Below are 25,153 nucleotides of genomic sequence, written 5' to 3' on the forward strand. Positions count from 1 at the left end.
AGATCCTAGGGCTTCGGGCCTGAGCGCAGGACCACAGGCCAGACCCGAAGCGCTAAAACTATCGACCCTGCCTCACGCCTCGGCAAGGGCGAAAGTCGAGCCCCGACTGATCTCAGCTCGATGCCGGCGCCATGGCGTCGAGACGACACAGGGCGTTTCGACAGGCAATGCGAACCGGTTCCAACCATTCATCGAGATCCGAATCCGATCGACAGGCACCCTCCAACTCGGCACAGATGTGGGAAATCCTAAGGAATCCCAGAGGGGCGGCGTGCGACACCAACGCATGGGCGGTCCTCGCGATCGCCTCCCGATCGGGACTGGGCGCATCGAGCAGGGTCTGGAGCGAGCGCAGCCTGACATCGAGGCGGCGCAGCCAGTTCGGCATTTGCACGTCACCAAGGAGCGACCGAAGCTCCTCGAAGGTCTTGCGATCGAACTCCTGCTCTGTTGCCGCGCTGCTCAAAATCCCCGCTGGTCCTGGCACGACACTGGCGGCGCTTCTGAGGCAACGGTCAATCGCTGCGATCAGGGTCGAACGCGTGAGGGGTTTGCCGACATGGTCGTTCAGCCCCGCGTCCTTCATTGCCCGGACCTGTTGCGGCAGGACATTCGCCGTCATCGCGACGATCGGAACCATCCCGGCTGGTGCGGGCAACTGACGTATCCGGCGCGTCGCGGTAATGCCATCGACCTCGCGCATCTGGATGTCCATGAGAACCAGGTCGTAATGCTGGCTGGCCACCGCGTCGATCGCCGATGCCCCATCAGATACCGCATTCACCTCACAGCCGGCTCTGCGGAGCATGGCGCTTGCGATATCGCGATTCATCTCGAGATCGTCGACCACGAGAATTCTTGCCGTTCCGAATGCCGGAACCTCGCCCGGCTCGTTGGGCTCAAGAGCACTGCGCGAAGCACGTGGCAGCGAAACCTCGATCCAGAAGGTCGACCCGCAGCCCTCGTTGCTCTCGAACCCAATGCGCCCGCCCATGAGCTCCACGAGGCTCTTGGAGATGGCGAGGCCTAGCCCTACGCCATGGGTCGCGTCACCCTCCGACTGATGCAGTTGCGAGAAACGCTGGAACAGACGGTGGCGGTGGCGAGCAGGGATGCCGATGCCGGTGTCGGACACCGAAAAGCCGATGCGTTCACCCGCGTCACTGGTGCCACGATGGTCGACCCTGACGACGATCCGCCCCGCCGGTGTGAACTTCACTGCGTTGTTCAGGAGGTTGAGCAGAATTTGCCGCAGGCGCGGCTCATCGCCGAGCACGGCATCCGGAAGGTCGGGATCGAGCTCAAGAGTGATCGGGAGTCTCTTCTTGTCCGCCAGGGCTCGGACAATCGAGACTGCGTTGTCGACGAGCGAGACCAACGAGAACGGCTTGACCTCGATCGTTGTCCGGCCAGCTTCGATCCGGGCGAAATCCAGGAGGTCATTGACCAGCGTGAGAACAGCCGATCCGGCGGCCTCGATGCGTTTCGCATAGAGGCGCTCAGACGGCCTCAGCGGCTCATCCAGCAACAGTTCTGTGTAGCTGATGATTCCGCTCAGGGGCGTACGGATCTCGTGACTCATCGATGCCAGAAAGTCCGTCTTGGCCTCGTTGGCCTGCTCCGCCTGCCGCAGCGCCCCCTCGGCGGCCTGGTTGGCAGCGCGAAGCTCCCTTTCCCGGTCTGCGACCGCTTCGGCCATCCGATCGAACGTCTTTGCGAGAGCGCCGATCTCTCCTCTGGCATGCAGATTTGAGCGAACGGACAGATCGCCGGACTCGATAGCGGCCGCGGCCCTCACCAGCGAACGAAGCGGGGTGAACAACAGAACCTCACCGCCGACGAGCGTCAGCAGCACAGATCCGGCAAAGACCATCGCGATCAAGAGAGACTGTCTTTGGAACTCTTCGTCTTCCGGCCCCACGATGGATTGAAGACCGATGCCCACCATGACCGTTCCAGCCGTCTCGGTGAGCCTCTTGGCCGCGAACAGACGCGCGTGACCCGCTAAGTCCGGCCAGACCTCGACCTTGCTGGACGTCTGACCGGCGATCGGAGCCATCTCCTGCCCATCAAAACGTCGGCCGAGCAATTCTGGGTTTGGGGGATAGACAGCAGCAATATGGCCGCGCCCGTTGATGACGCTTGCCATCACATCGCGGCCCCTGCCGACGTTTGCCGTCTCGACAGCTTCGAACAGCCTGAGATCGACCGCGGCGACGAGCGCCGCCGCAGTGCGGCCTTGGTGAACGATAGGCGCGAATAGCGGAATCCGGACGATGTCGGGGGTGGGGCCAGGTATCGGTTCGCCCGTCACGACCTTTCCAGCAGCCAGCGCGGCTTGCACATCGCTGCTCACCACGAGTTTTTTAGCCTCCTCCGGTATCTCGGCGCAAAAGTCGGTACCATCCGGCCTCACAATGCTGAGTTCGCCCAGCCACAAGTGGTGTTCGCGATCGGCGGCGACCGCGCTGCACGCCGCCTGCGAGGCGAGGAGATCGAGGGACGAGGCCCGCGCCGGCACCATCGTCCTGGCCCGATCCAAAATGCGCCCGCCCCTCTCCACCGAGAGAGAAGTCAGAAATTCCGCCTGTGATCGTGCAATGGTCAGGCTCTGGTCACGATGATCCCGAGCCTGGACAAAAACCACAGCGAGAAGGGGAAGAAAAGCCACCAGTCCCATCATTAGGAACCGGGATCGCAGGCCTAGCGAGCTGACCGCAAGCGATGGCTTGAGGATCCAACCGGCCCACATCTGCCCATTCGAAGCACCGCCCGGCTCGAAAACGTGGCGGCGCAGGTTTCCCGACCCAGGCCTATTTTCTCTGTGGAGGTAAACTCCGAATCTCTGAGCTATCGGATGCACTTGATGACTCGATGAAATTTAAAGTGACTTAGCGGATGGCGAGGTTCTCGCCCGAAGTAAACATAGCGACACATTCAGCCAAGAAGCCGTTCATCTGCTTTTGATTCAGATCAATTGTGAGGAGCATTGCCTCCGCGCGGGAAGGATAGGAACGCCTGTTGCCTATGTGCGTCCAGGCCCGCGAGGTCGCGACGAATGCCTGTTCATGAGTTCAATGCACAGCCGAATAGCGCTCGCCTCCACAAAACCAGAACTCGAAGAGAGCCTGCCGCGCATAATCTGTTATGATTTGTACTACATTCCCTTGCGCCTTCTGGAGAGAATTTCTGAAAAATCTTACCGCGATGCAGTAACCTCAACGTCTGTACTTTGAGGCCAAAACTGATCCATGTTAATTACCCCAGAAGGAGTAGGACCGCTGATCATCGGTAGAGAGCCCCTATATCCGATGGCGCTCCCTTCGACAGCGCTACGGCAATGTGGAGCGATGAAGTCTTGCAGGCCCCCGGTGTGGGCGGGCTAGCATTACTTTGGCAGATCAGGCCGTCCGGCAAGCCATCCTCGGAGCTTTGGCTAACGCCGAAGGCGGTACATCCTCGCACAGCCCCCACCCCGACGATGCCCGCACTGCGATAGACTCGTCGCGGAAACCGCACGGCCAAAAGTACCAAAGTAATGCTAGATGCACGGCAATCGCACCGCTCGGTAAGATCGGCCTCAATACCGCGGCCCATCTTCATCGGGCATGACGTGTACGGACACTCGTGCCGATCTGACTGTCTCGTGAAACACCCGTATGGCACCGAGCGCCCGGGTTCCTCGGATTCCGAAAACTGCCTGCTCTGCCGAAACCGCTCGGCTCAGCCGATCGTTCCCATTGCCCGGGCACGCTGCGCCGGGTCCGTCATTTCCCGAATCCGGCGCCCCGCTTCGATCAGATCACGCGTATCCTGCTCGGAAAGCACCGACGCAGCCACCTGGTTAGCCTCCTTCAACTGGCCGTCAAGAGCCAAGACCAGGGCAAGGTTTCGCCTGTAAACAGGCTGGACGTCCGGCGCTGCGGCCACTTGGCGCATGATGGCTACGGCTTCAGCGGTGTCCCCAGCAAGTGCATAGGACAAAGCGAGGTTGGTCTTCACACTGAGATTTTCGGGCGCCTTGGCCAGGGCTGCCTGATAAAGGGACTGAGCTTCCTTGGGACGCCCGAGCAGGGCGAGAGCCGTCCCCTTTGCCAAGATCGTCGTCACATCGCCCGGCCGCCTGGTCAAAGCTTGGTCGAGCGCCACCAGCGCTTCGCGCGGCTTGCCCAGGGCGAGTTGTGCCTGACCGAGACCGCTCAATGCACCCGGGTCATTCGGCGTTATGTCCAGCGCCGCCTGATAGTAGCCGGCGGCGCGTGCCGGATCGCCAACCTGCGCCAGCGCATCGCCGAGTTTGACCAGTGGTTTGGGGTCACCAGGATCATTGGTCGCCGCTCGCTGGTAGAAACTGATTGCGGTTGCCGGATCACCGGCTTCGCGAATGCGATCTCCCACCCGCAGCAGCGATCCCTGCGAAGCGTCGTGTGACGCCGAGCAGGCTGAAACCATCAGCAACCCGGAGACCGCAAGGAAGCGCGCCATGTAGAGCGACATAATGTGGCCTCCCTGATATGCTGATTCCGGGCCGCAAAGCCCTTCATATGTAGGACTCGAAACTCCTGCGCCCTTTTCCGAGCACCGCGACGCGATGTTACTAGTCCTAGGGCTCTATGCCAACTGATCGAAACCAGGCGAAATTAGCCATCAGATTCTGCAGGCGAAATTAGCCATTAGATTCTGAGGGCGCGTCGAAGGCACGGGCCCGGAAGACAGCGCATTCAGCGGGGATGTCCGTTCCGGAGGGGCCCGACGGCCTGCGTTAGACCCGCATTGGGGACAGATCTACCCTCCAAACAATGGTCCGCTTCCCGGCGCGGATGGGTCAGAAGGAATGTCCGGTTCTGAGGAGCTCGGAAGGCACCCGAACGTCAGCAACGGGAACCAAGCTGTCCTTTAGCCCGCACCCGAGACCAGGACCTCCCGGGCTCGCCTATTCGTCCGCCAGCAGCCTCGCGGTGAAATTCCCCGTCCACAGGCTCTCATGCCGTCGGTAGATCCGCGCCGCGGCGTAGCTGCTCCACCGGCCGTGCTCCATCGCCTTGTCAAGCGGGATCCCGAGCAGGTCGGCCGCGGCCATCATCCCGGCGCGCAGGCTGTGCGCCGAGAAGTCCTCCGGGGCGACGCCGGTGCGGGCGAGGACGCGCTTCACCAGCCGCGCGATGGTTGCCAGGTCGACCGGCAGCAGGCGCCCGCCGACGTCGGCCATCAGGTTGCCGCCGCGGTCGAGCCGGCAGAACAGGGCGCCCGGCCCGTCACCGCGAGCCTCAAGCCAGCGGCGCAGCGCCGTGACGGCGCACAGCGACGAGCCGGGTACCGCCTCGACGCCGACCTTTGGCGCCGTGCCGCCCCTGATCGGCCTTGGAGCGGCCAACGAACCGCACGAGGCCCTCGGCCGAGAACGTGGCGTCGCGCAAGTCAAAGGCGGAGAGCTCGGAGCGGCGGAATCCGCCGGCGAAACCGATCAGCAGCAGCGCCATGTCGCGCAGGGCGCGTCGCCCCCCGCCGGCGAGCTCGGCGCCGGCCAGCTCCGGATGCGACCCCGGGGTCAGCACCAGCGACGCGGCGCGCAGGTTGGGCTCGAGCAGCGCCGCCTTGCGGGTCGGCCGCGCGCCCTTGGTCCGGCGCAGGTCCTTGAGGAAGGCCTCGAACTCGGCGTCGTCGAGCTGCAGAGGTCGCTTCAGCCGCTTGCGGATCGCCACGACCGCGGCGCGGCGCAGCAGGATGGTGTTCAGCGACCGCGTCTCCGACAGGGCGGTCAGGTGCATGACCAGCCAGCGCTCGTCGGCCGCGGCCACCGGATCGGCTCCGGTGGGTCGAGGCCGAAGCCCAGGCACCATTCGCTCCAGGCGCGCCAGGCCTTGCCATAGGCGATGCGCGTGTTCTCGGCGAGCGAGGCTTCGACCAGCTGGTCGGCTTTCGCCGCCAGCGCCTTGATCTCGGCGATCTTCGCCGATCAGGCCGTAGGCGGCCGAGACCTGCTTGAACTGCTCCTCGGCCGCAGGGTCCCCGGGATTGAGATCCGGGTGCAGCTTCCGGGCGAGCCGGCGGTATGCGTTGCGGATCTCTCCCGGCGGAGCGTCGCGTTTCACGTCCAGGATCTCGTACGGATCTTCGTTCACCGCTCCCTCCGTGCTTCAATCCCGCCGACGTGACAAGCCGGGGGCCCTGGAAGATCGCCGCTCGGCAGGGGCACGCACCAAATCGGCCGCCGAACCGCTGCTTAAGGCAGCCGCGCCGAAAGCGCTTTGCGCTGCGTCAAGTCGAGCCATTGATCACGTAGGTGCGCGAGCGACGGCCCAAAATCTTAACCGATTGATCCAGCGCAAAGCCGATCGCTGCAGACCTTGAAAGTATTGCTCGTTGGATTGTCCCCCAATCGGCGCACAGCGAGCGTCATGCGCAATCGAGGCGGACCGGGCCGTCCCGTGCGGCCAGGGCCGGGGAGAACCGAGGGTCGGACCATGATCACCATCGAAGACTGCCTGGCGATGAGCGTGCTGACCGAGGAGGAGATCGAGCTGCTCGCGGAGCATGAGCACCTGCCCGAGATTCTTGCGATCGGCTTGGGCAACTCTTTGGCCCATACGAAGAAGGGCAAGAGCAAGATCCGGCACTGGATCCGCGACGAGATCCACGCTGCGCAGCAAAACGGCGACCGGCTCCGGGTTGCCAAGCTCAAGCTGGTTCTGCGGCACTTCTGCGAGTGCCATCCTGACGCGCACCATCATGCCGGCGGCGGAACTGAAGCGGCGCCAGGCCCTTAGTCTGGCCGCCTCCGCCCCCTCGCTCCGCCGGGCGAGACATGGCCGGCGATGGATGCTTGCTGCCATGCCGCGACAAGCGCAGCATGGCACATTGCTTACGATCCGGAGCGCGCCGTGCCCGCCACGGCGCCTGACTTACGGACGGGAGGGCCGAATGAGGGTTGGCGCATTCATCGCCTTATCGGCCATGTCGGCATTGACACCATGCGCTGCAGGAGCAGCCGGCGACAGCGAAAGAGGACGGACCATTGCCGAAACCTGGTGCGTCTCCTGTCATGCCCGCCAGAGCGATCAAACCGCAATCGATGCAGCGCCCTCGCTGTCGGCAATCCAAGAACGGCCCGATCTCACACCGGATCGCCTCCGGACGTGGCTGGCGGATCCACATCCGCCGATGCCGAACCTCAACCTCACCCGTCAGGAGATCGAGGATCTGGTTGCTTATCTGCGACGACCAGATTAGCCGCCCCGGTCAACTTGGCACAGTGTGACCGTCGCTGGGATACCGGCCATCGTCTGGAATGGCCAGAAACCGCAGCGCAAAACTCCGTTGCCGTGGAAAAAATTTTGACACCAGCGTTTTGTGACAGGCTGCCTATAGTCGGCCCCGGCAGCGGAATCGAGAGTTTGCGCAACATTCGGCGGTCTTCGGCGGAATCTTGCTGTCTGGCGGATCGACCCTTCGGCGAAGGCCGGAATGCTACAATACCTGTTGCCAAAGCCGCCAGACGCTTCGATTGGCCAGATCAACAATTGGCGCGCACAGAGACGCCGAATGTGATATAGTTCCCAAATTCGGTGCTCTTATTTCATAAGAATATTCGCTCAGGAGGCCGCCGTGAAGAAAGCCCAGGTCCGCCATCTCCATATTGAAGATGATCATCGCTGTGTGGTTCCCCCCGCCGCCGACGTCATCGCTCAGCCAATTGGAGGCTCGGGTATTGAATTGACGATGCTCTATGGCGATAGGGACGAATTTGGCGAGCTAATTGCCAAATCCGCAGTGGCGGTTAGCTTTGATGCCGAGCAGGCAATGAAAGTCCTTCGATTTTTGCAATTGGCCCAGAGGTGCTTCGGCTGGTCCGCATCCGAGGCCGGTGTGCAGATCGTGTCGACGTATCAAAGCGGAACACGGCATTAGGCTTTCCGAGCGACCGTGCACGACTGCCTTCGCCCAGTGCGGGCTACAGTGGCATCACCGGGTTCGGACGTGTCACGCTGAGGCTAGAACCGCTCCGCCATCTTGGCGAGATTCGACGCCAGGTGTTGCCCCTCAGCATCGAGCGAGATCAGGCGCTTGCGCGCCGATCTGCGCAGACCGTCCACGCCGATCTACACGTCAATCCCGCCGCGCGGCAACTTGGACCGCTCCTTGCCAGGGTTCGTCGTTGGCGCCATCCCGATGATGCATACGATCTCGTAGCCTTGCTGAGCGAAGGCTTGCTCCAGCTCGCCATCCGTGGGCCAGTGCTCAAGCGGGATAGTGATCGATAGGGACTCAAATGCTCCACGGCTGCCGCTCCCGCGAGCCGATGCCCAGAGTTCAAACCACTGCATCCAAATGTCTCCCGATCATCACTGCAAATCAGTGCGCAAACGCCATTGGCGCCATACGGCAGCGGCATTCTGCACGCCTCGACCCCGAGCCTGCGCGAGATCTTCAGGAGCACGGGGGGTATCCGTGCTGCGAGATGATCCGGCCGCCTGCTCCAACTTTCACCTACTTCTTGTCCTGGATGTGCGACCCCAAAGTACCTCCGATTTCCATCCCAGATCTGGCGGGAGATTAGGCCCCTTCCGTTTGGCTAGAGTATAAAAATAGCTATACACAAACACGCGCACCGCACTTGAGAGATTTCCAAAGCCCGTGATCTTCTTGTCGATTCTCGTCACCAGCTCGCTCATTGTTAGGCTTTCTTTCTCCAGGATCTCTTCTAAAGCGTCCCAAAAGGGTACTTCCAGGCGCATGCTTGATCACATGCCAGAAACTGTAACATTGCGAGTGCGAAGTATTGACGGATGATCGCCCATTAAGTGCCGCACAGTTTCTCTGGAGCCGTCATTTGACACTTCCCAAGCCTCCAGTGTCTTCCTCCGGGACCCGACTGAAGTACTAATTCTAAATCGGCATGGCTTCTTGATGCCGATTCACAAATCGTCGATTCCGCTTCGACTGGAGCATCGGAGGTGTGCCTTGGGCTTGCCGGCGGGTGCCCGAGCGTTGGCGCCATTCCAGCAGGCCCGCCACAGACGATAGGCCTCGCCGTATTCGCTCGCCGGGCTGGTCTCGTTGCCGAAACGGTCGCGGAACGGGTTGATCACACGGTTGCCGCCGTGGTCGAAGCCGTCCTCCGTCGCCGCAGGACCAAAGCTCTCAGCGACGGCATCGTTGCGGAGCCCGCGGAGAAGCGCAAAGGCGTCGAGGCTGCACAGCCCGAGCCACTCGTCGAGCTCCGATGGGACAACGCAGAGCCGGCGCGGACGACGCCAGCGGCCCAGCACGTCCCAAACGAGGGGTGCGGGATCGTCCTCGGCTTCGTGCGGTCGGCCGATGACATGGAGATCGAGGCAATCCGCAAAGCAACCGGTCAGTTGCACCCGCCCCGCCCCCATGCGCACGATTGTCAGCCCCAGCTGTTGGAAATCCTTCAGCGCAGGCTCGGCCGAATTCCGACCCATAAACGGCGGCAGGATCATGCCCTGGCGTGTATCCGGCCTCGGGCTGCTGGTCGAGGCCAGGCGAAGCGTTCTATCGACCATTGAACCCTCCAATGCGGCATGGGGCGCGGTCGCTGACCGTAGCGACGATCAGGTCGATGTTCTCAAGGACGAGGCAGATCTGCTCAAAGCAACCACTGCAGCAGCCCCTGCCTGCCCCGCAGAACCGTCACGCTCATCCCCGGATGTCGCGACACCGCCAGCCGGGCCGGAGTGCCGCGACAGATGCGGCTTGTGGCCGCGCAGCATCCGCATCAGTCAGGCTGGCCGGATGGCGACGCAGAGCGCTCGACACCATAATGCGCACGCAGGGCCACGACCGATCGCGGCTCGATCATGAAATATTGGGCGATCATCTCGTCCGGCAGGCCGAGATCGACCAACGCCGCAAGGGCGGCGCCGCTGATCGGCCAGGCCCCGCCGATGAAACCACCTTTCCGCGACAGCGCGTGGCGCACAACGCCTTCATGATGCGCAGACATGGGCGCTCCTCCCTGGGCTCGCACAGTTTTGCGCGTGCGGCAACGCAGCGGACGGCGCGACGCGGGGCGCCGCGCTCTGCTCCGAGATCGGCCTACTCTGCGGCGATACTCGTGCGGGTGGCCTTCCCACTCCCCTGGGGCGCGCCTTGCCCCAAAGAGGACTGCGCCGTTTCATACAATAGCGCTACGCCATTGCTGGCAGCGTGCCGCGCGATCTCGGCGAGCTTGCCGCCTTCATCGAGATAAGCCCGCATCGAGGCCGTGACCCAATCCTGCTGCAGCTTGATCACGTCCGCGATATTCCGGGATCCGGCGATCGACTTGTGGAGCTCGAGGTCCTCGCGCAACCGCGCGCTGACGAAGCCGACCAACTCCTCCTGCCATTCCAGGCTGGCCTGCACATAGGGCTTTCCGGCCTGGACGACAGCGTTCGTCGCCGAGCTGGTGAATGGGAACAGCGCAGAAAGGGCTACTGCCATGCCGGCCGCGGTGTCGTCCTGCTTGCTCATGGTTGGCCTCCAAATCGGAATCTGTTGAATGAAAGTCAAGCCGCCAAGCTGCGAGCGCCCCCTCAGGGGCCCCGACAGTACGAGACGATTTCCGCAATTATTTTGTTCTTCAGGTCATCCAATCGGCGCCGATTGGATCAAAAAACCTTGGCCCCTATAATATTTCGAGTCAACACTCAATTATTCTTTTGGCCGATGGTAACGATATCAAGTGGGAGTATCGGGAAAATGCTCACGATGTTGTACGGCATTTTTAGTTATTCCCGCATCGCGGCGGATCGGTCGGTCGATCGGATGAGGTCGCGGATCGCCGGATAGATCTGGCTCTGCCAGCGGCGTCCGCTGAACACGCCGTAGTGTCCGACGGCGGCCTGCAGACGGTGCTTCATATCCGGATGGAGACCGGAACAGAGCGCATGGGCGGCAGCGGTCTGGCCAGGGGCGCAGATCTCATCGCGTTCGCCTTCGACGGTCAGCAGCGCGGTCCGGCGGATCGCCCGAGGGTCGACGCGCTCGCCGCGGAAGGTCATAGCCCCGGTCGCCAGCAGTGCCTCCTGGAACACCTTGCGAACGGTATCGAGATAGAATTCCGCTGGCAGATCGGCGACTGAGAAGTACTCGTCGTAGAACGCCTTGATCGTCGCCGCTTTCTCCGTCTCGCCCCGGGTCAGATGGCCGTAGAGATCGCGATGCGCCCGCAGGTGCCGAGCGATATCGAGCGACATGAAGGCGAGGAGCTGGGCGAAGCCGGGATAGACCTTCCGCCCGGCACCCTGGTGAGGTCCGGGGACGGTGGCGATCAAGGTTCTCTCGAACCAGTCGAGTGGCTTGCCGGTCGCAAGTTCGTTCACCTTCGTCGGGTTGACCCGCGCATCGACCGGGCCGGCCATCAGGGTCATGCTCCGTGGCTGGGCGGTATGGCCGGCCGCCGCCATCACCGCCACGGCCGCAAGCACCTCGACGCAAGGTTGACAGACTGCCACGACATGAGCGCCGGGGCCGATCAGCTCGAGGAACCGGATGACATGCTCGACCTGGTCGTCGAAGCCGAAGGATCCGTCCGACACAGCGACGTCGCGGGCGTTGTGCCAGTCGGTGATGAACACATCGTGCTCGGCCAGTAGCGTGCGGACCGTAGGCCGGAGGAGCGTGGCGAAGTGGCCGGACAGCGGCGCCACGATCAGCACCCGCGGCTGGACCGCTTCGACGTCCTTGCGGAAATGAAGGAGCGTACCGAACGGCGTGATCGCGACGGGCGCTTCGGCAATGGTTGCCTCCCGGTTGCCGACGGCAACCCGATCGATGCCGAAGGCCGGCCGGGCGTGGGTCAATTCGGTCCGCGACAACAGCTCCCATGCGGCAGCGGCTGGCCGCAGGCCGAAGGGATCGGCAGTACCGGCCGCGGACCACAATCCGAGGTGGGCCACCTGTGCCATCGCGCGGATCGGTGCACAGAATTCAAAATAGGATTGATAGGCGGAATACAGCACGCTTCAGGGCTTTCGAAAATCCCTGGAAAGGCTAGAGGGTGCGCCGTTCGCCGACGAGATGGTGGATAGGCTGCGTCCCTACGCCAAACGTCGTCGGCGGGGCGCTGAAACGGGTATGGTATCAAGCGACATCCGGAACTGGAACCCCGTGTCAGATTTCCATGTCGCCCGACACTTGGTACGCAGTTGCTCATGCGTTCCGTCTGGTGGCCAGAATCCCAGCGACGCTCACACTACCCCGATTCACGCCGTGGCGGCGGACGTCACCGCTCCGGGGTCGGTCGCGGCGATGAGGCCCCCTCTCCGGTCTAGTGCATGCAGCCTAGTTGGAGGAGGACGCTTCGAGCGTTACCTTTCGTTCCAGCAAGGCGCCAGGTTTTTGCCGTCACAGCATCAATTTGGCATGGACGCCATCGACCGGATCTGGCGACGTCGTCAGCGACGCCAATCCGGTTAACGGCTGATTTTGATCTAGAGCGGTTGAGATGGCCAAGACAGATAACCCACCAGATTGGGCACGCGTCCGAAACACTTTCCCTATTGGCGCGAGTATCGCGACTTCATTGCTGAGCAAGTTCCAATATTATTGCGTCAGCATAGGGGCCGGATGCGGAAGACCGCGGCCCACGCGTCTGTTGACATGATGTTTGCCAAGCGGCACAGATCCGAGCCGCTTGAACGATTTCGCCGATCAGGGTACCGGCGCGTGGGAGACTATTATGGATTGGCGTGGGGATGGGGCGTTCAGTTGCTCACCCATAACGGGATAACCGAACCCGCCCTAGGCAATCCAGACTATGCATTACTGAGCTAGAGACCCGTAGCATTACTGAGCTAGAGGCCCGTAAGTTCTGGTGCCTGATGACCATCACGAGCGCCTGTCGTGTCTGCTTGGGAAATCCGGCGGCGGACACTGGCGACGGAAGACCTGAGTCCCCGCGCTCAAAGCTGACGCGAGGATCTGCATTGATCTGGACGCATTTTGGACGGAACCAATACTCATGACGGAAGTGCTGCATTTTCCATACAAGCCGAGAATCGGATTGATGTGTTTTGGCGCCGTGTTTTTCCTGGCCGGTGGAGTCCTGATGGCGCACAAGGCAGCGACAACGAACAGAGGACTCGTCATCAACCATCTCGTGGAACTCTCGGTTGGAGGCGCCAGAATATTTTATGGCGTCTTTGCCGGCGTGTCCGCTCTGTTCGTGCTGACGTGCTTGTTTGCCCTCGCCGCGGGGCTGTTCAGCCGGCAGTCGGTGGAACTCTCGGACTCTGACTTATCGGTGCCGAAGAACCTCTTTTCTCCCGATCCGATCATTTTGCCGATCTCCGCAATCCGCGAAGTCCGGCTGCAGACGGCCTCACGACAGCGCAGGCTTTCGATCCGACATGCCGGCGGTGTGCTGTACATTAGCGAGACGCTTCTTCCGAGTCGGTCCAGCTTCGAGGCCCTGCAGGCCGCGATTCTCGAGCGCCTACGGCGCTTCAACTACGTCCGCTCGCAAAATTGGCGATGACTCCTTCGGATTTGCATCCGTTGAGGAGTAGGAGAGCCTAACAGAGCGGGGGCTGGCTCAGGCGACCGTTCTGGCAGAGGTGTCGTCATTCGCCGCGAGACCCGGAAACCAGTCCTCGAAATTCGTCCTCAGGACGCCGTCCAGCGTTCGGGTCCGGACCTGCGACAGATGATGCGCGCCACGCTTCGTCCACTGCATCCGCTGGAGAATTGTCACGTTTCAAAGCAATGCTGCACTGAATGATTGGGGCGACGAATCTCTTCACTCGTTCTGTAGAGATGTTCTCAGAAGCCGACGGCAAATCACGCTGGCAGCTGATAGGTCGTGTCTGTCCCATCGGATGGTGTAGGAGTCGGCACCGATAGGAGGGTAAGTAGTTGAAAGCGTCCGATGCGGATAGAGCCATGGAGCAGCCGCCGGAAGCGTCAGCTACGGAGAGGCCACCGTATCCAGGTAGCGAGGCGACTGTTGGACAGTTCATTGGTCTGGCGGACGAATACCTTACGGCGGCGAATTCACTGTTGCCGCAGGTTAATTGCGTAAACTCGGCGTCTTCTGCTCCAGCACGTCTTTGCGCGATTCATGCAGTCGAAATGTACCTGAACGCCTTTCTCGTCTTCCATGACATCAACCACAAACAGGTGCGCGGATTGCAGCACGATCTGGCCCAACGGACAGCTATGGCGAGCCAGAAGGGTCTCTGCCTCAGAGCCAAGACGCAGGCCCATCTTCTGAAAATCCACGATCAGCGCGAGTATCTCGTCGTGCGATACGGTCCAGAGCAGATAGGTGGTCTGTCGGAACTCAACCGAATGTTCGCCACGCTGAAGGAGGTCAGCACGAAGGTAAGGACCGCGATCCTAGATCAACCCTATGATTCGACTGATGCGCGGTTCAAGAAATACTGGTGAGCCACGGCCCGGCCAAGGCTACCTAAGCGGGGCCCATGCTGATTTCGGCTGCTTGACCCTTCTACTCCGGGATGAGGCGGACGGCCTGCAGGCACGTCTGCCGGACGGCACTTGGCACCACATCCCGCCGGCCGAAGGTCATCTCGTCGTGAACTTCGGAGAAATTCTCGAACGCTGGACGAGCGGGCGGATCCTTGCCGCCGAGCACCGCGTGCTGTCACCGGGCCGGTAGCCCTTCTTCGTGTCATTCTTCTACGAGCCGCTTCGGAGAGCGCTGGCGGTCCGGCGAGCGGATCTCCACATCCTTCGCGGAGCCCGCAGTCAACTTCGCCATCGACAAGCGCATTGTCCAAGCGCCAGCGGAGGGCTCGTCACGTTGTTGAGCGTGGCCGCGATTCGGCCGGCATCGCCAGGCTCAGGCCGCGACGCCAGCCGCATCCCGCCATGACACGAACGCCTCAGCGCGGAGGCGGCGGTGCGTTCGGGCGGTGGTGAGATGGCGGCAGACATTGAAGGTGTTGTAGGTCGCGGTATGCATCGACAGGAACTGCTGCGACGAGGCGGCCGATTTGAGCCGTTGCAGCTTGCGCTCCCGCCGGCGAACCGGGACATGCGAGCTTTCGGCCCGGTTGTTCAGCCGCTTGCCCTTGATGTGAACGGCGGCGCCCAGGCCCAGATCGCGAAGCGCCGCGGCGTAGGCCGGGCACCTGTCGGTGACCCAGGCGGTTGGAGTGATGCCCTGCTTCCGGAGGGGCTTGCGCATCAGCTTGCGGGCTGCAGCCGCGTCCCGCCTGGCCTGAACCAGCACGTCGAGCACCTCACCCTCGGCATCGACGGCGCGCCAGAGATACATCTGCTTGCCGCCGATCGGGACGAACATCTCGTCGAGGTGCCAGCGCCGGTGCGGCGCCGGCCGCTGCGCGCGAAGGCGCCTCGCGATCATCGGGCCGAACGCGCTGACCCACCGACGGATCGTCTCGTGCGACACCTCGATCCCGCGTTCGGCGAGCAGGTCCTCGACGTCGCGGTAGCTCAGCGTGAAGCGAAGGTACATCCACACGGCGCGTTGGATCACGTCGGATGGAAAGCGATAACCGGCATAGTCAGGCGGGGTCATGGCCACCGCTATGCCGCTCGCCGGCCCTCCGCAAGGCCGCGAACGTGACAAGCCCCTCCGGCTAAACGGGCGCTTTCGGTCCCAAAACGGACCCGGTTCGGCGATCCGGCGTAACCGTAACATTACCGCTGCAGCCTCGTTTCCGCTGGATGGGGAGGGCATCGTTGAACCTCTCGCACTCCGTTTGAAGTGGATCCCCTTGAGCACCCTGTCATTCGGAGCCGGCCTTGCGCCATCGCTGACCGGTTGAACTGACCAGAGTTCGAACCGAGCCCCGCTTCAAGAGGCGACGGGCCTCACCGCAGGGACAGCGGGATCAGAGGAGGAGTCTGCGCTGACATCGAACCGGGACACGTCTTCCGCCCTCGTACAAGGTGCCATGTTGCAACCGGGCCTTTGGACTGGAGGTCGCTGCCGATGCTGAGCAGATCCGCCCGGCGAGGACTATCACGGCTCATGCTCCGGTGGCCGGCTCGTCGTGCGGTGCTCGCCAACCGCGCCGAGACGAACGACGAGTTCGCTTCACTTTGCGAGATCTATGCCGAAGCGCACGATGCGCTGGAGACGTGGCTGAGGTCCGACCACTCCCTCGCCGACGCTCGCGCTGCCGAGTATCGGGAGCTGGTTGCAGAAATCGAAGGCGAGATTCTGGACAAGCTTGCCGTGTGTTCCGACAAGCCAGGGCTATAGTCCTGAAGTCGCTCTGGCGAAATATTCTACTACTCATATGCCATATTTGATTTTAGAAATGTGATTTTTTCAGTACGATGGTTGAATATGGATGAGAGCGGCGAGGGAAACATGCCAGCCGAGCTCAACGAAACGAATTGCGTCCCGTCCGATTGCAAGGTCGAAAAGGCAGGAATTGACGAGGCCTACATCCGGGAGGCGCTCGCCCGCCTGTTGAGCGACCCGAATTTCCACGCCTCCGATCGCAACCGCCGCTTCCTGCGCTTCACGGTCGAGGAGACCCTCGCCGGCCGCGGCGACCGCGTCAAATCCTACTCGATCGCAATCGACGTGTTCGGCCGCGGTGAGGATTTCGACGGCAGCTCCGACCCGATCGTCCGGATCGAAGCGGCGCGGCTCCGGGCGGCGCTGACGGCCTACTATGCCGGTCCCGGATCCGATGCCTCGATCCGCATCACAATGCCCAAAGGGGGCTACGTCCCGTTCTTCGAGGCTCGACCAGGCGATCGCCCCGCCGAGCCTCCGGAGACGCCACCATCCGCTCCGCAGGCGCCCGAGCCCAAACAGCCACAGCACCCCTTCGCGATCATGGGCAGGTGGAAGGGCCTGGCTGTCGTCGCCGCCTTGATCGCGGCAGTCGCGGTCGGCGCATACCTGTTCCTGCAGCCGCCGGCGGCGTCGCAGAAACCACTCCTGATCGTCGATCCGGTCGCAGTGGCACCAGGTGATCCCGTGAGAACCCAGATGGCGCTCGGCCTGTCCCAGTCCCTGATGATGGCCATGACGCGGTTCCAGGGGATCCGTGTGGTCTATGCGCCGGATGACGCGCGGCGCCAGGTGATCGAAGATCGCCTGGCCGTGGAGGGCGACCGGCGCTCACTCTATGTGCTCGACTCCAGCCTTCGGGAGGACGGTGGTTCGATCCGCTTCTGGTGGCGGCTGAGCGACGTCCGGCGCGGCGAGACGGTCTGGTCGGATGCGATCGATCGGTCGGTCGCCGACGGGACCATGATCCCGATCGAGGATGAGATCGCGCGCGATGTCGCGACGCGCATCGGAGAGCCGACGGGGCTCGTCACCACGCGCGAGACGCATATCGAGATGGTTCTCCCGACCAGCGGCTATGGCTGCGTCCTGCGGGCGCGTGCCTATTACATGGCGATTTCCGAGATCCTGCACCGAGACGTCCGTGCGTGCCTCGAAGCGACGGTCGCGGCGGATGCGACCTATGCAGACGCCTGGTCCATGCTCGCCTTTGTCTATCTCGACGAGGATCGCAACGGCTTCAATCGCATCGGCACGGCGCAGGAATCGGCGACGCGGGCGCTGCAGGCGGCCGAACGGGCCGTGGCGCTGGCTCCGGAGTCCGAGACCGCCCTCGAAGCGCTGATGGACGTCAACCACCGGCTCGGCAATTTCGAGGTGGCAGACCGGGCCGGCCGCCGGGCGATCGAAATCAACCCGAACAATCCCGAGCTGCTGGCGGAACTCGGTATTCGCATCTTCGCCCGTGGCCGGTGGGACGAAGGCGCCGAGATGGTCCGGCGCGCCGCCGAGCGAAGCATGGTTCTGCCGCCGCTGAACCGCTTCACGCTCGCCTTCGACCACTATCGCAAGGACGAGTTCGACGAGGCGCTGACCGAGGCGAAGCAGATCCAGCTGCCGCAGTTCTACGGCACCCACCTGGTGCTGGCGGCGATCTATGGCAAGCTTGGCCGCCAGGCAGAAGCGCAGGCCGCCGTGGCCCGGCTGCTGGAACTGCGCCCGGATTATGCCGCCGAGATGCGGGATGACTTCCGCTCACGACACTACACCGATGCCTTGATCGACATGCTGGCGGACGGCCTCCGCCAGGCGGGCCTCGCAGTCCAATAAGGGAGCGGTGACAAGCCATGGACCAAGCGCCAAGTCGGCGCGGGGATCGGCATGGGTCTCGGGCTCGATTCACGGCCATGCTCTTGGCAGGCACTACTCGAAGGCAAACACCCGCTTCCAGTCCTTCCTGATGCTGATCACGGTCCAGCCACGCGCTTTCGCCTCGCTCATCAGCGTCTCGGAGAAGTTGCCGACCTTCGTTCCTTCCAGGCCACCGGCCGGTCCATACGCATATTCCCGATCGTTGTCGTCGTGACAGACCAGCATCTTCAGTCGTGCACCGCCGCCGGCATCGGTCCATTCGAGCATCTCTCGGTCGCCGTCGGAATTGCCGAAGGCTGCAAGGGGCCTCTTGCCGATGAACAGGTTGATCCCGATCGCCTTCCCATCGCCGTCGTCGATGAAGAACACCTTCGGCATCCGCATCAGCACGGGCACGCCGCCTTCGGCCTCGTACTTGGTCACGATGCTTGAGCCAATGACGTGTTCCGGGGGAATTCCATAGACGCGTTGCGCATAGGCGCGCACGAATTCCTGCCCACCACCCGTTGCGATGTAGATGCGGAACCCATTGGCGCGCAGATGGTCCATCAGCTCGAGCATCGGCTGGTAGACGAGTTCGGTGTAAGGCCGGTTGAAGCGGGGGTGCCTTGCCGTCTCCAACCAACGCTTCACGATCTCCGAGAACGCGTCGTCGCTCATCCCTGCATGCGTGACGCCGATGATCTCGGTCCAATCCTTCTCGCTGAGGGATCCCAACTCGGCGTCGCCCGATAGAACCGACGTGAAGGGCTCCTGCGTCTCCCAGGGTGGATGTTGTGCGGCCAAGACGCGGAGCCGGTCCAGCGCGAACATCGCCTGTGGATACAGGGGATGTTCCACCCACAGGGTCCCGTCCTGGTCGAAGGTGGCGATCCGGTCTTCGGCTGGCACGTGGTTCGGGCCGGCCGTGTCGGTCGCGGCACGCACGAAGTCGAGGATCGCCTGTTTCGCTGGCCCGTCGTTCCAGGACGGCAGCGTGCTGGCCGCCGCCTGTGCCCGCACAGCCGTCGAAAGGAGCAATTGTGGCAGACACGCGAGTGCGGCCGTCGTCGACAGCAGGGCGCGGCGGCTGACGGCGAGTGACGAGAGGGTCGACTTCATGGCCTTTCTCCCTGGTGTCGCCGCAGGCAATTTCCTGCCTGCCGCGAGTTCATTGGGGCCTGGGTTGCGATCCTCGGTTCGCGCCTCGTCCTCAAGGCGCCGGCATTCCGCGGCATCAGTGTTCGAGATCGACATCGACGGTACCCTCGCGCACCGCAATCTTCAGCGCCGCATGATCCCGGCCAGCCTGGTCGGCGCAGGCGAGGGCGAACTTGCCCATGGCCTCGTCGAATTCATCCGTCTTGCCGAGATAGCCGCTGATCGCCCAAGGATCCCCCACCTTCGCATGCGCACGCGCCAGGACCCAGCCGCAGGCGACGGCGTAGATCGACAGCATCTCGGCGTCATAGGTCTCGACCAGCGGCGGCACCTTCACATCACGCAGCCGACGAATGTAGAACCGCTGCCCCTTGTCCCCCGTGACCCAGCCGAGGAACAGGTCCGAGGCCGGCTGCATCAGGCGCTGGCCCATCCTGCAGCCAGTCGGTGCATTTGACGGCGTGTCGCCATCGGGTTCCTCCCGCGACCAAATTCCGCATGGGCTGGAAAGCTGAAAGGCAGGTCTGCTCGGATCTCTCGTTCCGGATAGATAAGGATGGGCAGCCCGCAGGAGCTGCCCATCGCGTCGCTCCTGCCTAGTTGCCGGGCTTGTTCCTGATCGCCTCGTCGATCTGCTTCTTCACGGCATCCAGATTGAACGACGCCGGGTCCTGCATCGGCGGATAGTCGATCGCCGTGAGGGCCAGTTTTGCGACCGTCTCCTGGACGGTGACGAAGCGCCAGAACTCGCGGGCATAGAAGTCATTCATGTAGCCCCCGCCGAGATCGTTGAGGCTCTGGCCGCCGAGCGACGGTGTCCGCTCGAACGGATCCTGGCGGATGTTGACCATGGTGGGCATATCCGTCGTGACCTTCGCTCCAGGCCAACCTCCTGGCTGCTGGTAGAACTGATACTTGAAGTCATCGATGCGAAGCGCGCCCAGGTGAGGGCCGCCGAAGTAGAAGAATTCATGGCGCGCGGACGGCCCCGTGCCCAGCAGCAGATCCAGCTGGTTGTAGCCGTCCAGGTGGTTCTTGTAGGTCCGGTCACCCAGCTGCACGCCCTTCAGGAGCTGGTCGGTGATGTCGGGATTGCCGGCCGCCGCCAGGAGGGTGGGGAACCAATCCAGGGCGGAGAAGATGCCGTTCTCGACCGTGCCCGGCTTCACTTTGCCCGGCCAGCGGATGATCGCCGGGGCGCGGAAGCCGCCTTCAAACACGGTGCCCTTGGTGCCCTTGAACGGGGTCATGCCGCCATCGGGCCAGGTGAACACTTCCGCCCCATTGTCGGTGGTGAAGATGACGATGGTGTTGTCGGCCTCGCCGATATCGTCCAGGTGCTTCATAATCGCGCCGACGCTGTCGTCCATTTGCGCCATGCCGGCTTCCTCGAGGCCGAAGTTGCTCTCGCTGTTCATGAGGGCCTGGTACTTCGGCGACAGGAACGTCCAGACGTGCATGCGCGTCGTGTTGTGCCAGACGAAGAACGGCTTGCCATCCGCCTTGGCCTTGTCCATGAAGTCGGTCGACTCTTTGACCAGTACTTCATCGAAGGTCCCCATGTCGTATTTGGCCTTCGGCGTGATGTCGTGCATGTTCGGCACGTTGGTCATGTCCGGGTACGGCGCCAACGGGCCCTCGTCCACGATCCTCTGCTTGCCGACCTTGCCCCAACGCGGCTCCTCGATCGGATCGTCGGTGTCCGTCGCCCAGCTGTGCACCAGATTGCGCGGGCCGACCTTGTCGCGATAGGCCTGATCATCCGGGAACGAGTACCAGTAGGGGTCCGACATCGCGTCGAGGTGATACAGATACCCGAAGAACTCATCGAAGCCGTGCAGTGTCGGCAGGTACTTGTTCAGATCACCGAGATGGTTCTTGCCGAACTGGCCGGTGGCATAGCCCTGGACCTTGAGGGCGGCGGCGATGGTTGCGGCCTTGTCCGGCATGCCAACATCCGCGCCGGCCTGGCCGACGGTCGTCAGGCCCGTGCGCAACGGGATCTCACCGGTGATGAAGCTCGACCGGCCTGCGGTGCAGCTCGCCTCCGCATAATAGTCGGTGAACATCATGCCCTCGGACGCCAGCTTGTCGAGGTTGGGCGTCTTTCCGGACATCATGCCCCGATGATAGGCGCCGATGTTGAACCAGCCGACATCGTCGCCCATGATGACGACGATGTTGGGTTTCCTGCCCGTGGCCGCCGGCTGGGCCGGCGTCGGCGCGTTCTGGGCCTCGGCCGCCGCGAAGGGCATTGTCACCCCGGCAGCCGCCGCCAGCGCGGTGCCCGAGAGCAGGAGCTTCCGCCGGCTGACACCGGCGCCCGCTCCCGCGGCTGAATCCTGCCGACCCGTGCCGTTGATGTCGGCCGTCTCGGGCGTCCTGTCATTCGCATCCATGTGTCTCATCCTCCTGTTCGACCGATAGTTTCAGGTTGGAGCGGCTGTCCGCCTCACGCAGCGGAAGCCGATATGGCTCATCGAGGTGTCGACCGGCTGGGCGTGACGCGCGGCCGGTCGATAGCGCCGGCAGTAGTTCGGGGCGCAGAGATGGGACCCGCCCTTGACGACACGGCGTGGGATCCGGAAGTGCGCCGTGGCGTGGTCATAGCTGGCCTCCAGGCTGCCGCCGCGCGGGTTCTGCGACACGCAGCACGCCTTCGGCGCATCGGGCTGGCGGCGGTCGGCCCAGAAGTCGCCCGTCCACTCCCAGACATTGCCGATCATGTCGTGCAGGCCGAATCCGTTGGCCGGGAACGCCTCGACCGGCGACGTCCGCGGATAGCCGTCGGCCTCCAGGTTTTCGTGGGGAAACGCGCCCTGCCAGGTGTTCGCCATATGGCGGCCGCCGGGCGTGAATTCGTCGCCCCAGGCGAACTCCGCGCCGTCCAGGCCGCCGCGGGCCGCGAATTCCCATTCGGCTTCGGTGGGGAGATCCTTGCCGGCCCAGGCCGCATAGGCGACGACGTCCTGATACGCCACATGGACCACCGGGTGGTCGTCGAGCCCTTCGATGCCGCTGCCAGGCCCATAAGGGTGGCGCCAATCCGCGCCGCTCCGGAAGTCCCACCATTGCGAACATCTGCGCAGGTCGACCGGATGCGCCGGAGGCGTGAAGACGAGCGAGGCCGCCCTCAGCATCTCGGGCTTCGCGCCGGGATAGTCCTTCGGGTCCGGCGGGACCTCGGCGAAGGTCACGTAGCCAGTCGCCTCGACGAAGGCGCGGAACTGCCGGTTGGTCACCGGTGTCCGGTCCATCCAGAAGCCATCGACCCGAACGCCGTGCACAGGCGCTTCCTCGGGGTAGTGGTGATCGGATCCCATCCGGAAACGGCCGCCGGCAATCCAGATCATGTCCGCACGTTCGGCGTCCATCTGTGCGATCGGAATGGATGCAATTGAGATCATCGAAGCAGCCAATGCATTGCGGCCACGCGGCCGCGGTTAAAACCGGAAGGTGACGCCGAGGATCGGCCCGTAGAGCGCCAGGTCGTCGAGCGGCGCGTGGCCGCCGAAGTCATAGCCGAGGTAGCGGTAGCCGAGGGCGGCCGAGACCGAATTGCTGAACGTGTATTCGACGGCGCCGAGCACCTGCCAGGTGAGGTCGGAGTTGCCGGCGCCGATGTCGGCATAGCCGAGCAGCGAGAACCCGTCGCCCAGTTCCACACTGGCGCGGCCCCCGACGAGGCCATCGACGATCGTGGCGCTGTCGCTGAAGCCGCGCGACAGGCCGAGCCGACCCTGTCCCTTGAAGTCGCTGTCGACCTACAGCCCCAGAATCCGGGCGCCGACCAGGAGATCGATGCCAAGCTTCGGCTCGTCCACCACCCGGGCGGTGGCGCCGACCGTGGCCAGAACGGCTTCCAGATTGGTGTGGTACCGGGTCCTGAAGGGGCCGGACAGATTGCCGTCGACAGTGAGGGATATGTAGTCGAGGTCGACGAGCAGGCCGATCCGTTCGTAGCGGACCGTGCCGACGATCATGCCGGCGAAGTCGAGATCGCTCAGGATGTCCGAGAAGTCCTTGTCGATCGACAGCGACGGGACACTGCGATCGCCGCGGCCGCGGTCGCCGCGGGTGCTGCCGCTGACCGAGGGCAGCCAGGCGTAGGGGGTGATCCGGACAAACCACGGCCCGGCCGCCGAGCTCGCGGGCGCTGGCGCGGTCATGTCCTGGGCCGCGGCTGGAGCCAAGAAGGCCGCGCAGCACAGGGGCCCGGTGAATGTGCCGACGGCGAGCGCGAGTCGGGGCGGTCGCCGCAAGGATCGTCGCCACTCTGCTGTTCTCCCCTTGTCGCCCCGGCGGGACCGGCTTCAGTCCTGGTTCATGTCCGCTCCAGGTCGCGGGCCGTCATCGGCCCATGGTGATTTCGATCGCATCGGCGCCGAGGCTCAGCATCAGGCCCTCCCGCTTGGCGACCAGGTGCATGACGACGCCGTCGTCGTTTTGCAGCCAGAGATCACCGCCGCTCGTGGTGCCGATGGCAAAACCGTAGCGGCCCTGGGCATAGGCCCCCGGGAACTGATCGATGCTCTGCAGCTTGTAGACCTCGCCACGGGCCTCGACCGTGGACAGGCCGATGCCACCGACGCCGACGCCGCCGACCTTGAACGGGTAGTTCCGGCCACGGAAAAACAGGGTGCCGTTGCCGGCGGTGCCGCTGCCGAGATAGGCGGCTTGGACTTCATGCATCTCCACCGTGCCGTCCGGCGCCTGACCTGCGAGCGTCGGGGGAGGGCCGGACTGCTGGTTGGAGCAGGCAGCGAGCAACATGACGGCCAAAAGACCGGCATGTGACAATCGCCTGTGCCACAGACCGTGGCTGCGAATGCCGCGTGAGTTCATGTGCGTTTCCCCTCAAACTTGCTAATTGATTCAAGAATTTTCCGGTGATTGCGTGAGACCAGGAGCGGCCTCCGGAATTCCTCGCAAAAGGCCGACTTCGATCTGGTTATCCAGGAAACAATTGCTGTGTCAGGTTTCGGATGAGGCCGACAAACTTTGGATCCTCCGGCCCGGTCGCCTGATCAAGATACCCGGATACCGCCGAGGCCTCCCCACCACCGGCGCAGAATGCCGCCCTGACGACGATCGGCCGCTGCGCTGCCGCTGTCGGGAGGGATTGAACATTGCAGAGATTCACCGCCAGGACGTCAGGAGAGGGATTGAAGGCAACGGCAACGGAATAATCCCGGTTCGCGGAAGGCCCAGGCGTGGTCGTAAAGCGGGTCTTCGGCCCGACCGGCGTGCTCGTCATAATGTCCGTGACTGCACCATCGAAGGCGGAGACTCCGAATGGATTGCCCAGAACTATGGTCCGTAGATCTCGCCCGTCCGCGGCGGCAAAGAACTCCGTCCTCGAGTAGAGCGGGTTCACGTCCTCGACGACGACACGAGGGCCCGAACAGCCGCTGGCGACCAATGCGGAGATGACAACAACGTTTCGGAGGCGGATTGTCATGTTCAATTTCCCGGACAAACGTGAATGCCGACGTCAAGAATGCGGCGCCGCAATTGCCTTCCTTAAGCACGGTCGCTCGTCAGCCGATCATGGGCAGCGTCAGGTGATCTGCACGCACGCCTTCACGACCTGCACGCAGCCTGGGCCGGAGCGAACACCACGGGTGTAGCCGCGGCGGCGCCAACGTCGACGGCGCGGCACGTGGTGCGCCTCGCCGTCCCGAGCCACATCGACGGGAGCTTGCCCCGAGGCCATCGCCGATCAGCTTTCAAAACCGCGGAGACCAAGCACGCGCTTCGATTTCCGTCGCCAGCATGCGGGCGGCAGCGGCGCTTGCACAGGTAACGACGGGTAAATTTACCGTTGCAGCCGCCGATCCGGTCTCAGCGAAGCGGTCACGGTCCGACCGGGAAACGTTGAGCTCGACCTCATCG

Annotated in this window: 26 protein-coding genes and 1 pseudogene; 8 read left to right on the top strand and 19 right to left on the bottom strand. The window is 63.2% G+C overall.

Annotation, left to right across the window (positions count from 1 at the left end; all coding sequences use genetic code 11):
* Positions 1–112 precede the first annotated feature (112 nt).
* From AAHM41_RS09560 to AAHM41_RS09575, 4 genes are all read right to left on the bottom strand, one after another.
* Positions 113–2,671 (bottom strand): ATP-binding protein, encoded by a 2,559-nt coding sequence (locus AAHM41_RS09560; RefSeq protein ID WP_342236300.1) that lies wholly within the window; start codon positions 2,669–2,671, stop codon positions 113–115.
* Positions 2,672–3,723: 1,052 nt separating this feature from the next.
* The gene (locus AAHM41_RS09565) at positions 3,724–4,497 is read right to left on the bottom strand and encodes a tetratricopeptide repeat protein (RefSeq protein WP_342236301.1); all 774 of its coding nucleotides are present in this window, start codon (positions 4,495–4,497) and stop codon (positions 3,724–3,726) included.
* 436 nt (positions 4,498–4,933) lie between these two features.
* On the bottom strand, positions 4,934–5,374 hold the full coding sequence (locus tag AAHM41_RS09570; RefSeq protein ID WP_342236325.1) for a hypothetical protein: 441 nt from the start codon (positions 5,372–5,374) through the stop codon (positions 4,934–4,936).
* A complete protein-coding gene (locus tag AAHM41_RS09575) occupies positions 5,268–6,122 on the bottom strand; it encodes a DnaJ domain-containing protein (protein ID WP_342236302.1) in 855 nt (284 codons plus the stop codon). The genes AAHM41_RS09570 and AAHM41_RS09575 overlap by 107 nt, the downstream gene beginning before the upstream one ends.
* 342 nt (positions 6,123–6,464) lie before the next feature.
* On the opposite strand from AAHM41_RS09575, the gene AAHM41_RS09580 reads away from it, so the two are divergent.
* The 3 genes from AAHM41_RS09580 (at position 6,465) to AAHM41_RS09590 (ending at position 7,908) form a co-directional block, all read left to right on the top strand.
* Entirely contained in the window at positions 6,465–6,767 is a 303-nt protein-coding gene (locus AAHM41_RS09580; RefSeq protein ID WP_342236303.1) for a hypothetical protein, read from the top strand.
* 154 nt (positions 6,768–6,921) lie between these two features.
* A complete protein-coding gene (locus AAHM41_RS09585; protein WP_342236304.1) occupies positions 6,922–7,230 on the top strand; it encodes a c-type cytochrome in 309 nt (102 codons plus the stop codon).
* 375 nt (positions 7,231–7,605) lie between these two features.
* Positions 7,606–7,908: a hypothetical protein gene (locus tag AAHM41_RS09590; RefSeq protein ID WP_342236305.1), complete on the top strand. Its 303-nt coding sequence runs from the start codon at positions 7,606–7,608 to the stop codon at positions 7,906–7,908.
* Positions 7,909–8,483: 575 nt separating this feature from the next.
* Here AAHM41_RS09590 and AAHM41_RS09595 read toward each other — a convergent pair.
* From AAHM41_RS09595 to AAHM41_RS09615, 5 genes are all read right to left on the bottom strand, one after another.
* Positions 8,484–8,735 carry a ribbon-helix-helix domain-containing protein gene (locus tag AAHM41_RS09595; protein WP_342236306.1) on the bottom strand — a complete coding sequence of 84 codons (252 nt, stop codon included), beginning with the start codon at positions 8,733–8,735 and terminating at the stop codon, positions 8,484–8,486.
* Positions 8,736–8,915: 180 nt separating this feature from the next.
* Positions 8,916–9,464: a hypothetical protein gene (locus AAHM41_RS09600; protein WP_342236307.1), complete on the bottom strand. Its 549-nt coding sequence runs from the start codon at positions 9,462–9,464 to the stop codon at positions 8,916–8,918.
* Between the two features lie 275 nt (positions 9,465–9,739).
* On the bottom strand, positions 9,740–9,943 hold the full coding sequence (locus AAHM41_RS09605; protein ID WP_342236308.1) for a hypothetical protein: 204 nt from the start codon (positions 9,941–9,943) through the stop codon (positions 9,740–9,742).
* Positions 9,944–10,059: 116 nt separating this feature from the next.
* Positions 10,060–10,476 carry a phasin family protein gene (locus AAHM41_RS09610; RefSeq protein ID WP_342236309.1) on the bottom strand — a complete coding sequence of 139 codons (417 nt, stop codon included), beginning with the start codon at positions 10,474–10,476 and terminating at the stop codon, positions 10,060–10,062.
* A 257-nt stretch (positions 10,477–10,733) separates the two neighbouring features.
* Positions 10,734–11,966 carry a polyhydroxyalkanoate depolymerase gene (locus tag AAHM41_RS09615; protein WP_342236310.1) on the bottom strand — a complete coding sequence of 411 codons (1,233 nt, stop codon included), beginning with the start codon at positions 11,964–11,966 and terminating at the stop codon, positions 10,734–10,736.
* A 1,001-nt stretch (positions 11,967–12,967) separates the two neighbouring features.
* On the opposite strand from AAHM41_RS09615, the gene AAHM41_RS09620 reads away from it, so the two are divergent.
* Positions 12,968–13,483, top strand: coding sequence for a hypothetical protein (locus AAHM41_RS09620; protein ID WP_342236311.1), 516 nt, complete (start codon positions 12,968–12,970; stop codon positions 13,481–13,483).
* A gap of 57 nt (positions 13,484–13,540) precedes the next feature.
* Here the strand turns inward: AAHM41_RS09620 and AAHM41_RS09625 are convergent.
* Positions 13,541–13,687, bottom strand: a pseudogene (locus AAHM41_RS09625) (ISKra4 family transposase); the annotation flags it as partial.
* Positions 13,688–13,887: 200 nt separating this feature from the next.
* Here AAHM41_RS09625 and AAHM41_RS09630 point away from each other — a divergent pair.
* Both AAHM41_RS09630 and AAHM41_RS09635 read left to right on the top strand, forming a co-directional pair.
* A complete protein-coding gene (locus tag AAHM41_RS09630; protein WP_342236312.1) occupies positions 13,888–14,394 on the top strand; it encodes a hypothetical protein in 507 nt (168 codons plus the stop codon).
* Entirely contained in the window at positions 14,369–14,626 is a 258-nt protein-coding gene (locus AAHM41_RS09635; protein ID WP_342236313.1) for a 2OG-Fe(II) oxygenase family protein, read from the top strand. The genes AAHM41_RS09630 and AAHM41_RS09635 overlap by 26 nt, the downstream gene beginning before the upstream one ends.
* 183 nt (positions 14,627–14,809) lie before the next feature.
* Here the strand turns inward: AAHM41_RS09635 and AAHM41_RS09640 are convergent, their stop codons facing one another.
* Positions 14,810–15,511, bottom strand: a complete 702-nt coding sequence (locus tag AAHM41_RS09640; protein WP_342236314.1) for an IS6 family transposase — start codon at positions 15,509–15,511, stop codon at positions 14,810–14,812.
* A 417-nt stretch (positions 15,512–15,928) separates the two neighbouring features.
* On the opposite strand from AAHM41_RS09640, the gene AAHM41_RS09645 reads away from it, so the two are divergent.
* Positions 15,929–16,201 carry a hypothetical protein gene (locus AAHM41_RS09645; protein ID WP_342236315.1) on the top strand — a complete coding sequence of 91 codons (273 nt, stop codon included), beginning with the start codon at positions 15,929–15,931 and terminating at the stop codon, positions 16,199–16,201.
* An 87-nt stretch (positions 16,202–16,288) separates the two neighbouring features.
* Entirely contained in the window at positions 16,289–18,076 is a 1,788-nt protein-coding gene (locus tag AAHM41_RS09650; RefSeq protein ID WP_342236316.1) for a tetratricopeptide repeat protein, read from the top strand.
* 93 nt (positions 18,077–18,169) lie between these two features.
* Here AAHM41_RS09650 and AAHM41_RS09655 read toward each other — a convergent pair whose 3' ends face one another.
* The 8 genes from AAHM41_RS09655 to AAHM41_RS09690 all read right to left on the bottom strand — a co-directional run bounded on the left by AAHM41_RS09655 (position 18,170) and on the right by AAHM41_RS09690 (position 24,719).
* Positions 18,170–19,219 (bottom strand): HAD family hydrolase, encoded by a 1,050-nt coding sequence (locus AAHM41_RS09655; protein ID WP_342236317.1) that lies wholly within the window; start codon positions 19,217–19,219, stop codon positions 18,170–18,172.
* Positions 19,220–19,334: 115 nt separating this feature from the next.
* Positions 19,335–19,691, bottom strand: coding sequence for a DUF2252 family protein (locus tag AAHM41_RS09660; protein ID WP_342236318.1), 357 nt, complete (start codon positions 19,689–19,691; stop codon positions 19,335–19,337).
* A 163-nt stretch (positions 19,692–19,854) separates the two neighbouring features.
* Complete coding sequence (locus AAHM41_RS09665; protein ID WP_342236319.1) at positions 19,855–21,657, bottom strand: arylsulfatase; 1,803 nt, start codon at positions 21,655–21,657, stop codon at positions 19,855–19,857.
* A gap of 30 nt (positions 21,658–21,687) precedes the next feature.
* Entirely contained in the window at positions 21,688–22,632 is a 945-nt protein-coding gene (locus AAHM41_RS09670) for a formylglycine-generating enzyme family protein (protein WP_342236320.1), read from the bottom strand.
* Between the two features lie 69 nt (positions 22,633–22,701).
* Positions 22,702–22,923: a hypothetical protein gene (locus AAHM41_RS09675; protein ID WP_342236321.1), complete on the bottom strand. Its 222-nt coding sequence runs from the start codon at positions 22,921–22,923 to the stop codon at positions 22,702–22,704.
* A gap of 99 nt (positions 22,924–23,022) precedes the next feature.
* Entirely contained in the window at positions 23,023–23,427 is a 405-nt protein-coding gene (locus tag AAHM41_RS09680; RefSeq protein ID WP_342236322.1) for a hypothetical protein, read from the bottom strand.
* Positions 23,428–23,608: 181 nt separating this feature from the next.
* On the bottom strand, positions 23,609–24,103 hold the full coding sequence (locus tag AAHM41_RS09685) for a hypothetical protein (RefSeq protein ID WP_342236323.1): 495 nt from the start codon (positions 24,101–24,103) through the stop codon (positions 23,609–23,611).
* 106 nt (positions 24,104–24,209) lie between these two features.
* A complete protein-coding gene (locus tag AAHM41_RS09690) occupies positions 24,210–24,719 on the bottom strand; it encodes a hypothetical protein (protein ID WP_342236324.1) in 510 nt (169 codons plus the stop codon).
* Positions 24,720–25,153: the final 434 nt, after the last annotated feature.

This window comes from Inquilinus sp. OTU3971 (assembly GCF_038440215.1).

Bases quoted from the DNA above. Each gene is read 5' to 3' on its own strand.
- AAHM41_RS09655 (WP_342236317.1), bottom strand. From the start codon at position 19,219: ATGAAGTCGACCCTCTCGTCACTCGCCGTCAGCCGCCGCGCCCTGCTG.
- AAHM41_RS09630 (WP_342236312.1), top strand. From the start codon at position 13,888: ATGGAGCAGCCGCCGGAAGCGTCAGCTACGGAGAGGCCACCGTATCCA.
- AAHM41_RS09650 (WP_342236316.1), top strand. From the start codon at position 16,289: ATGGATGAGAGCGGCGAGGGAAACATGCCAGCCGAGCTCAACGAAACG.
- AAHM41_RS09585 (WP_342236304.1), top strand. From the start codon at position 6,922: ATGAGGGTTGGCGCATTCATCGCCTTATCGGCCATGTCGGCATTGACA.
- AAHM41_RS09565 (WP_342236301.1), bottom strand. From the start codon at position 4,497: ATGTCGCTCTACATGGCGCGCTTCCTTGCGGTCTCCGGGTTGCTGATG.
- AAHM41_RS09660 (WP_342236318.1), bottom strand. From the start codon at position 19,691: ATGGGCCAGCGCCTGATGCAGCCGGCCTCGGACCTGTTCCTCGGCTGG.
- AAHM41_RS09665 (WP_342236319.1), bottom strand. From the start codon at position 21,657: ATGGATGCGAATGACAGGACGCCCGAGACGGCCGACATCAACGGCACG.
- AAHM41_RS09690 (WP_342236324.1), bottom strand. From the start codon at position 24,719: ATGACAATCCGCCTCCGAAACGTTGTTGTCATCTCCGCATTGGTCGCC.
- AAHM41_RS09645 (WP_342236315.1), top strand. From the start codon at position 15,929: ATGCTGAGCAGATCCGCCCGGCGAGGACTATCACGGCTCATGCTCCGG.
- AAHM41_RS09610 (WP_342236309.1), bottom strand. From the start codon at position 10,476: ATGAGCAAGCAGGACGACACCGCGGCCGGCATGGCAGTAGCCCTTTCT.
- AAHM41_RS09580 (WP_342236303.1), top strand. From the start codon at position 6,465: ATGATCACCATCGAAGACTGCCTGGCGATGAGCGTGCTGACCGAGGAG.
- AAHM41_RS09685 (WP_342236323.1), bottom strand. From the start codon at position 24,103: ATGAACTCACGCGGCATTCGCAGCCACGGTCTGTGGCACAGGCGATTG.
- AAHM41_RS09640 (WP_342236314.1), bottom strand. From the start codon at position 15,511: ATGACCCCGCCTGACTATGCCGGTTATCGCTTTCCATCCGACGTGATC.
- AAHM41_RS09600 (WP_342236307.1), bottom strand. From the start codon at position 9,464: ATGATCCTGCCGCCGTTTATGGGTCGGAATTCGGCCGAGCCTGCGCTG.
- AAHM41_RS09670 (WP_342236320.1), bottom strand. From the start codon at position 22,632: ATGGACGCCGAACGTGCGGACATGATCTGGATTGCCGGCGGCCGTTTC.
- AAHM41_RS09680 (WP_342236322.1), bottom strand. From the start codon at position 23,427: ATGACCGCGCCAGCGCCCGCGAGCTCGGCGGCCGGGCCGTGGTTTGTC.
- AAHM41_RS09635 (WP_342236313.1), top strand. From the start codon at position 14,369: ATGCGCGGTTCAAGAAATACTGGTGAGCCACGGCCCGGCCAAGGCTAC.
- AAHM41_RS09595 (WP_342236306.1), bottom strand. From the start codon at position 8,735: ATGCGCCTGGAAGTACCCTTTTGGGACGCTTTAGAAGAGATCCTGGAG.
- AAHM41_RS09620 (WP_342236311.1), top strand. From the start codon at position 12,968: ATGACGGAAGTGCTGCATTTTCCATACAAGCCGAGAATCGGATTGATG.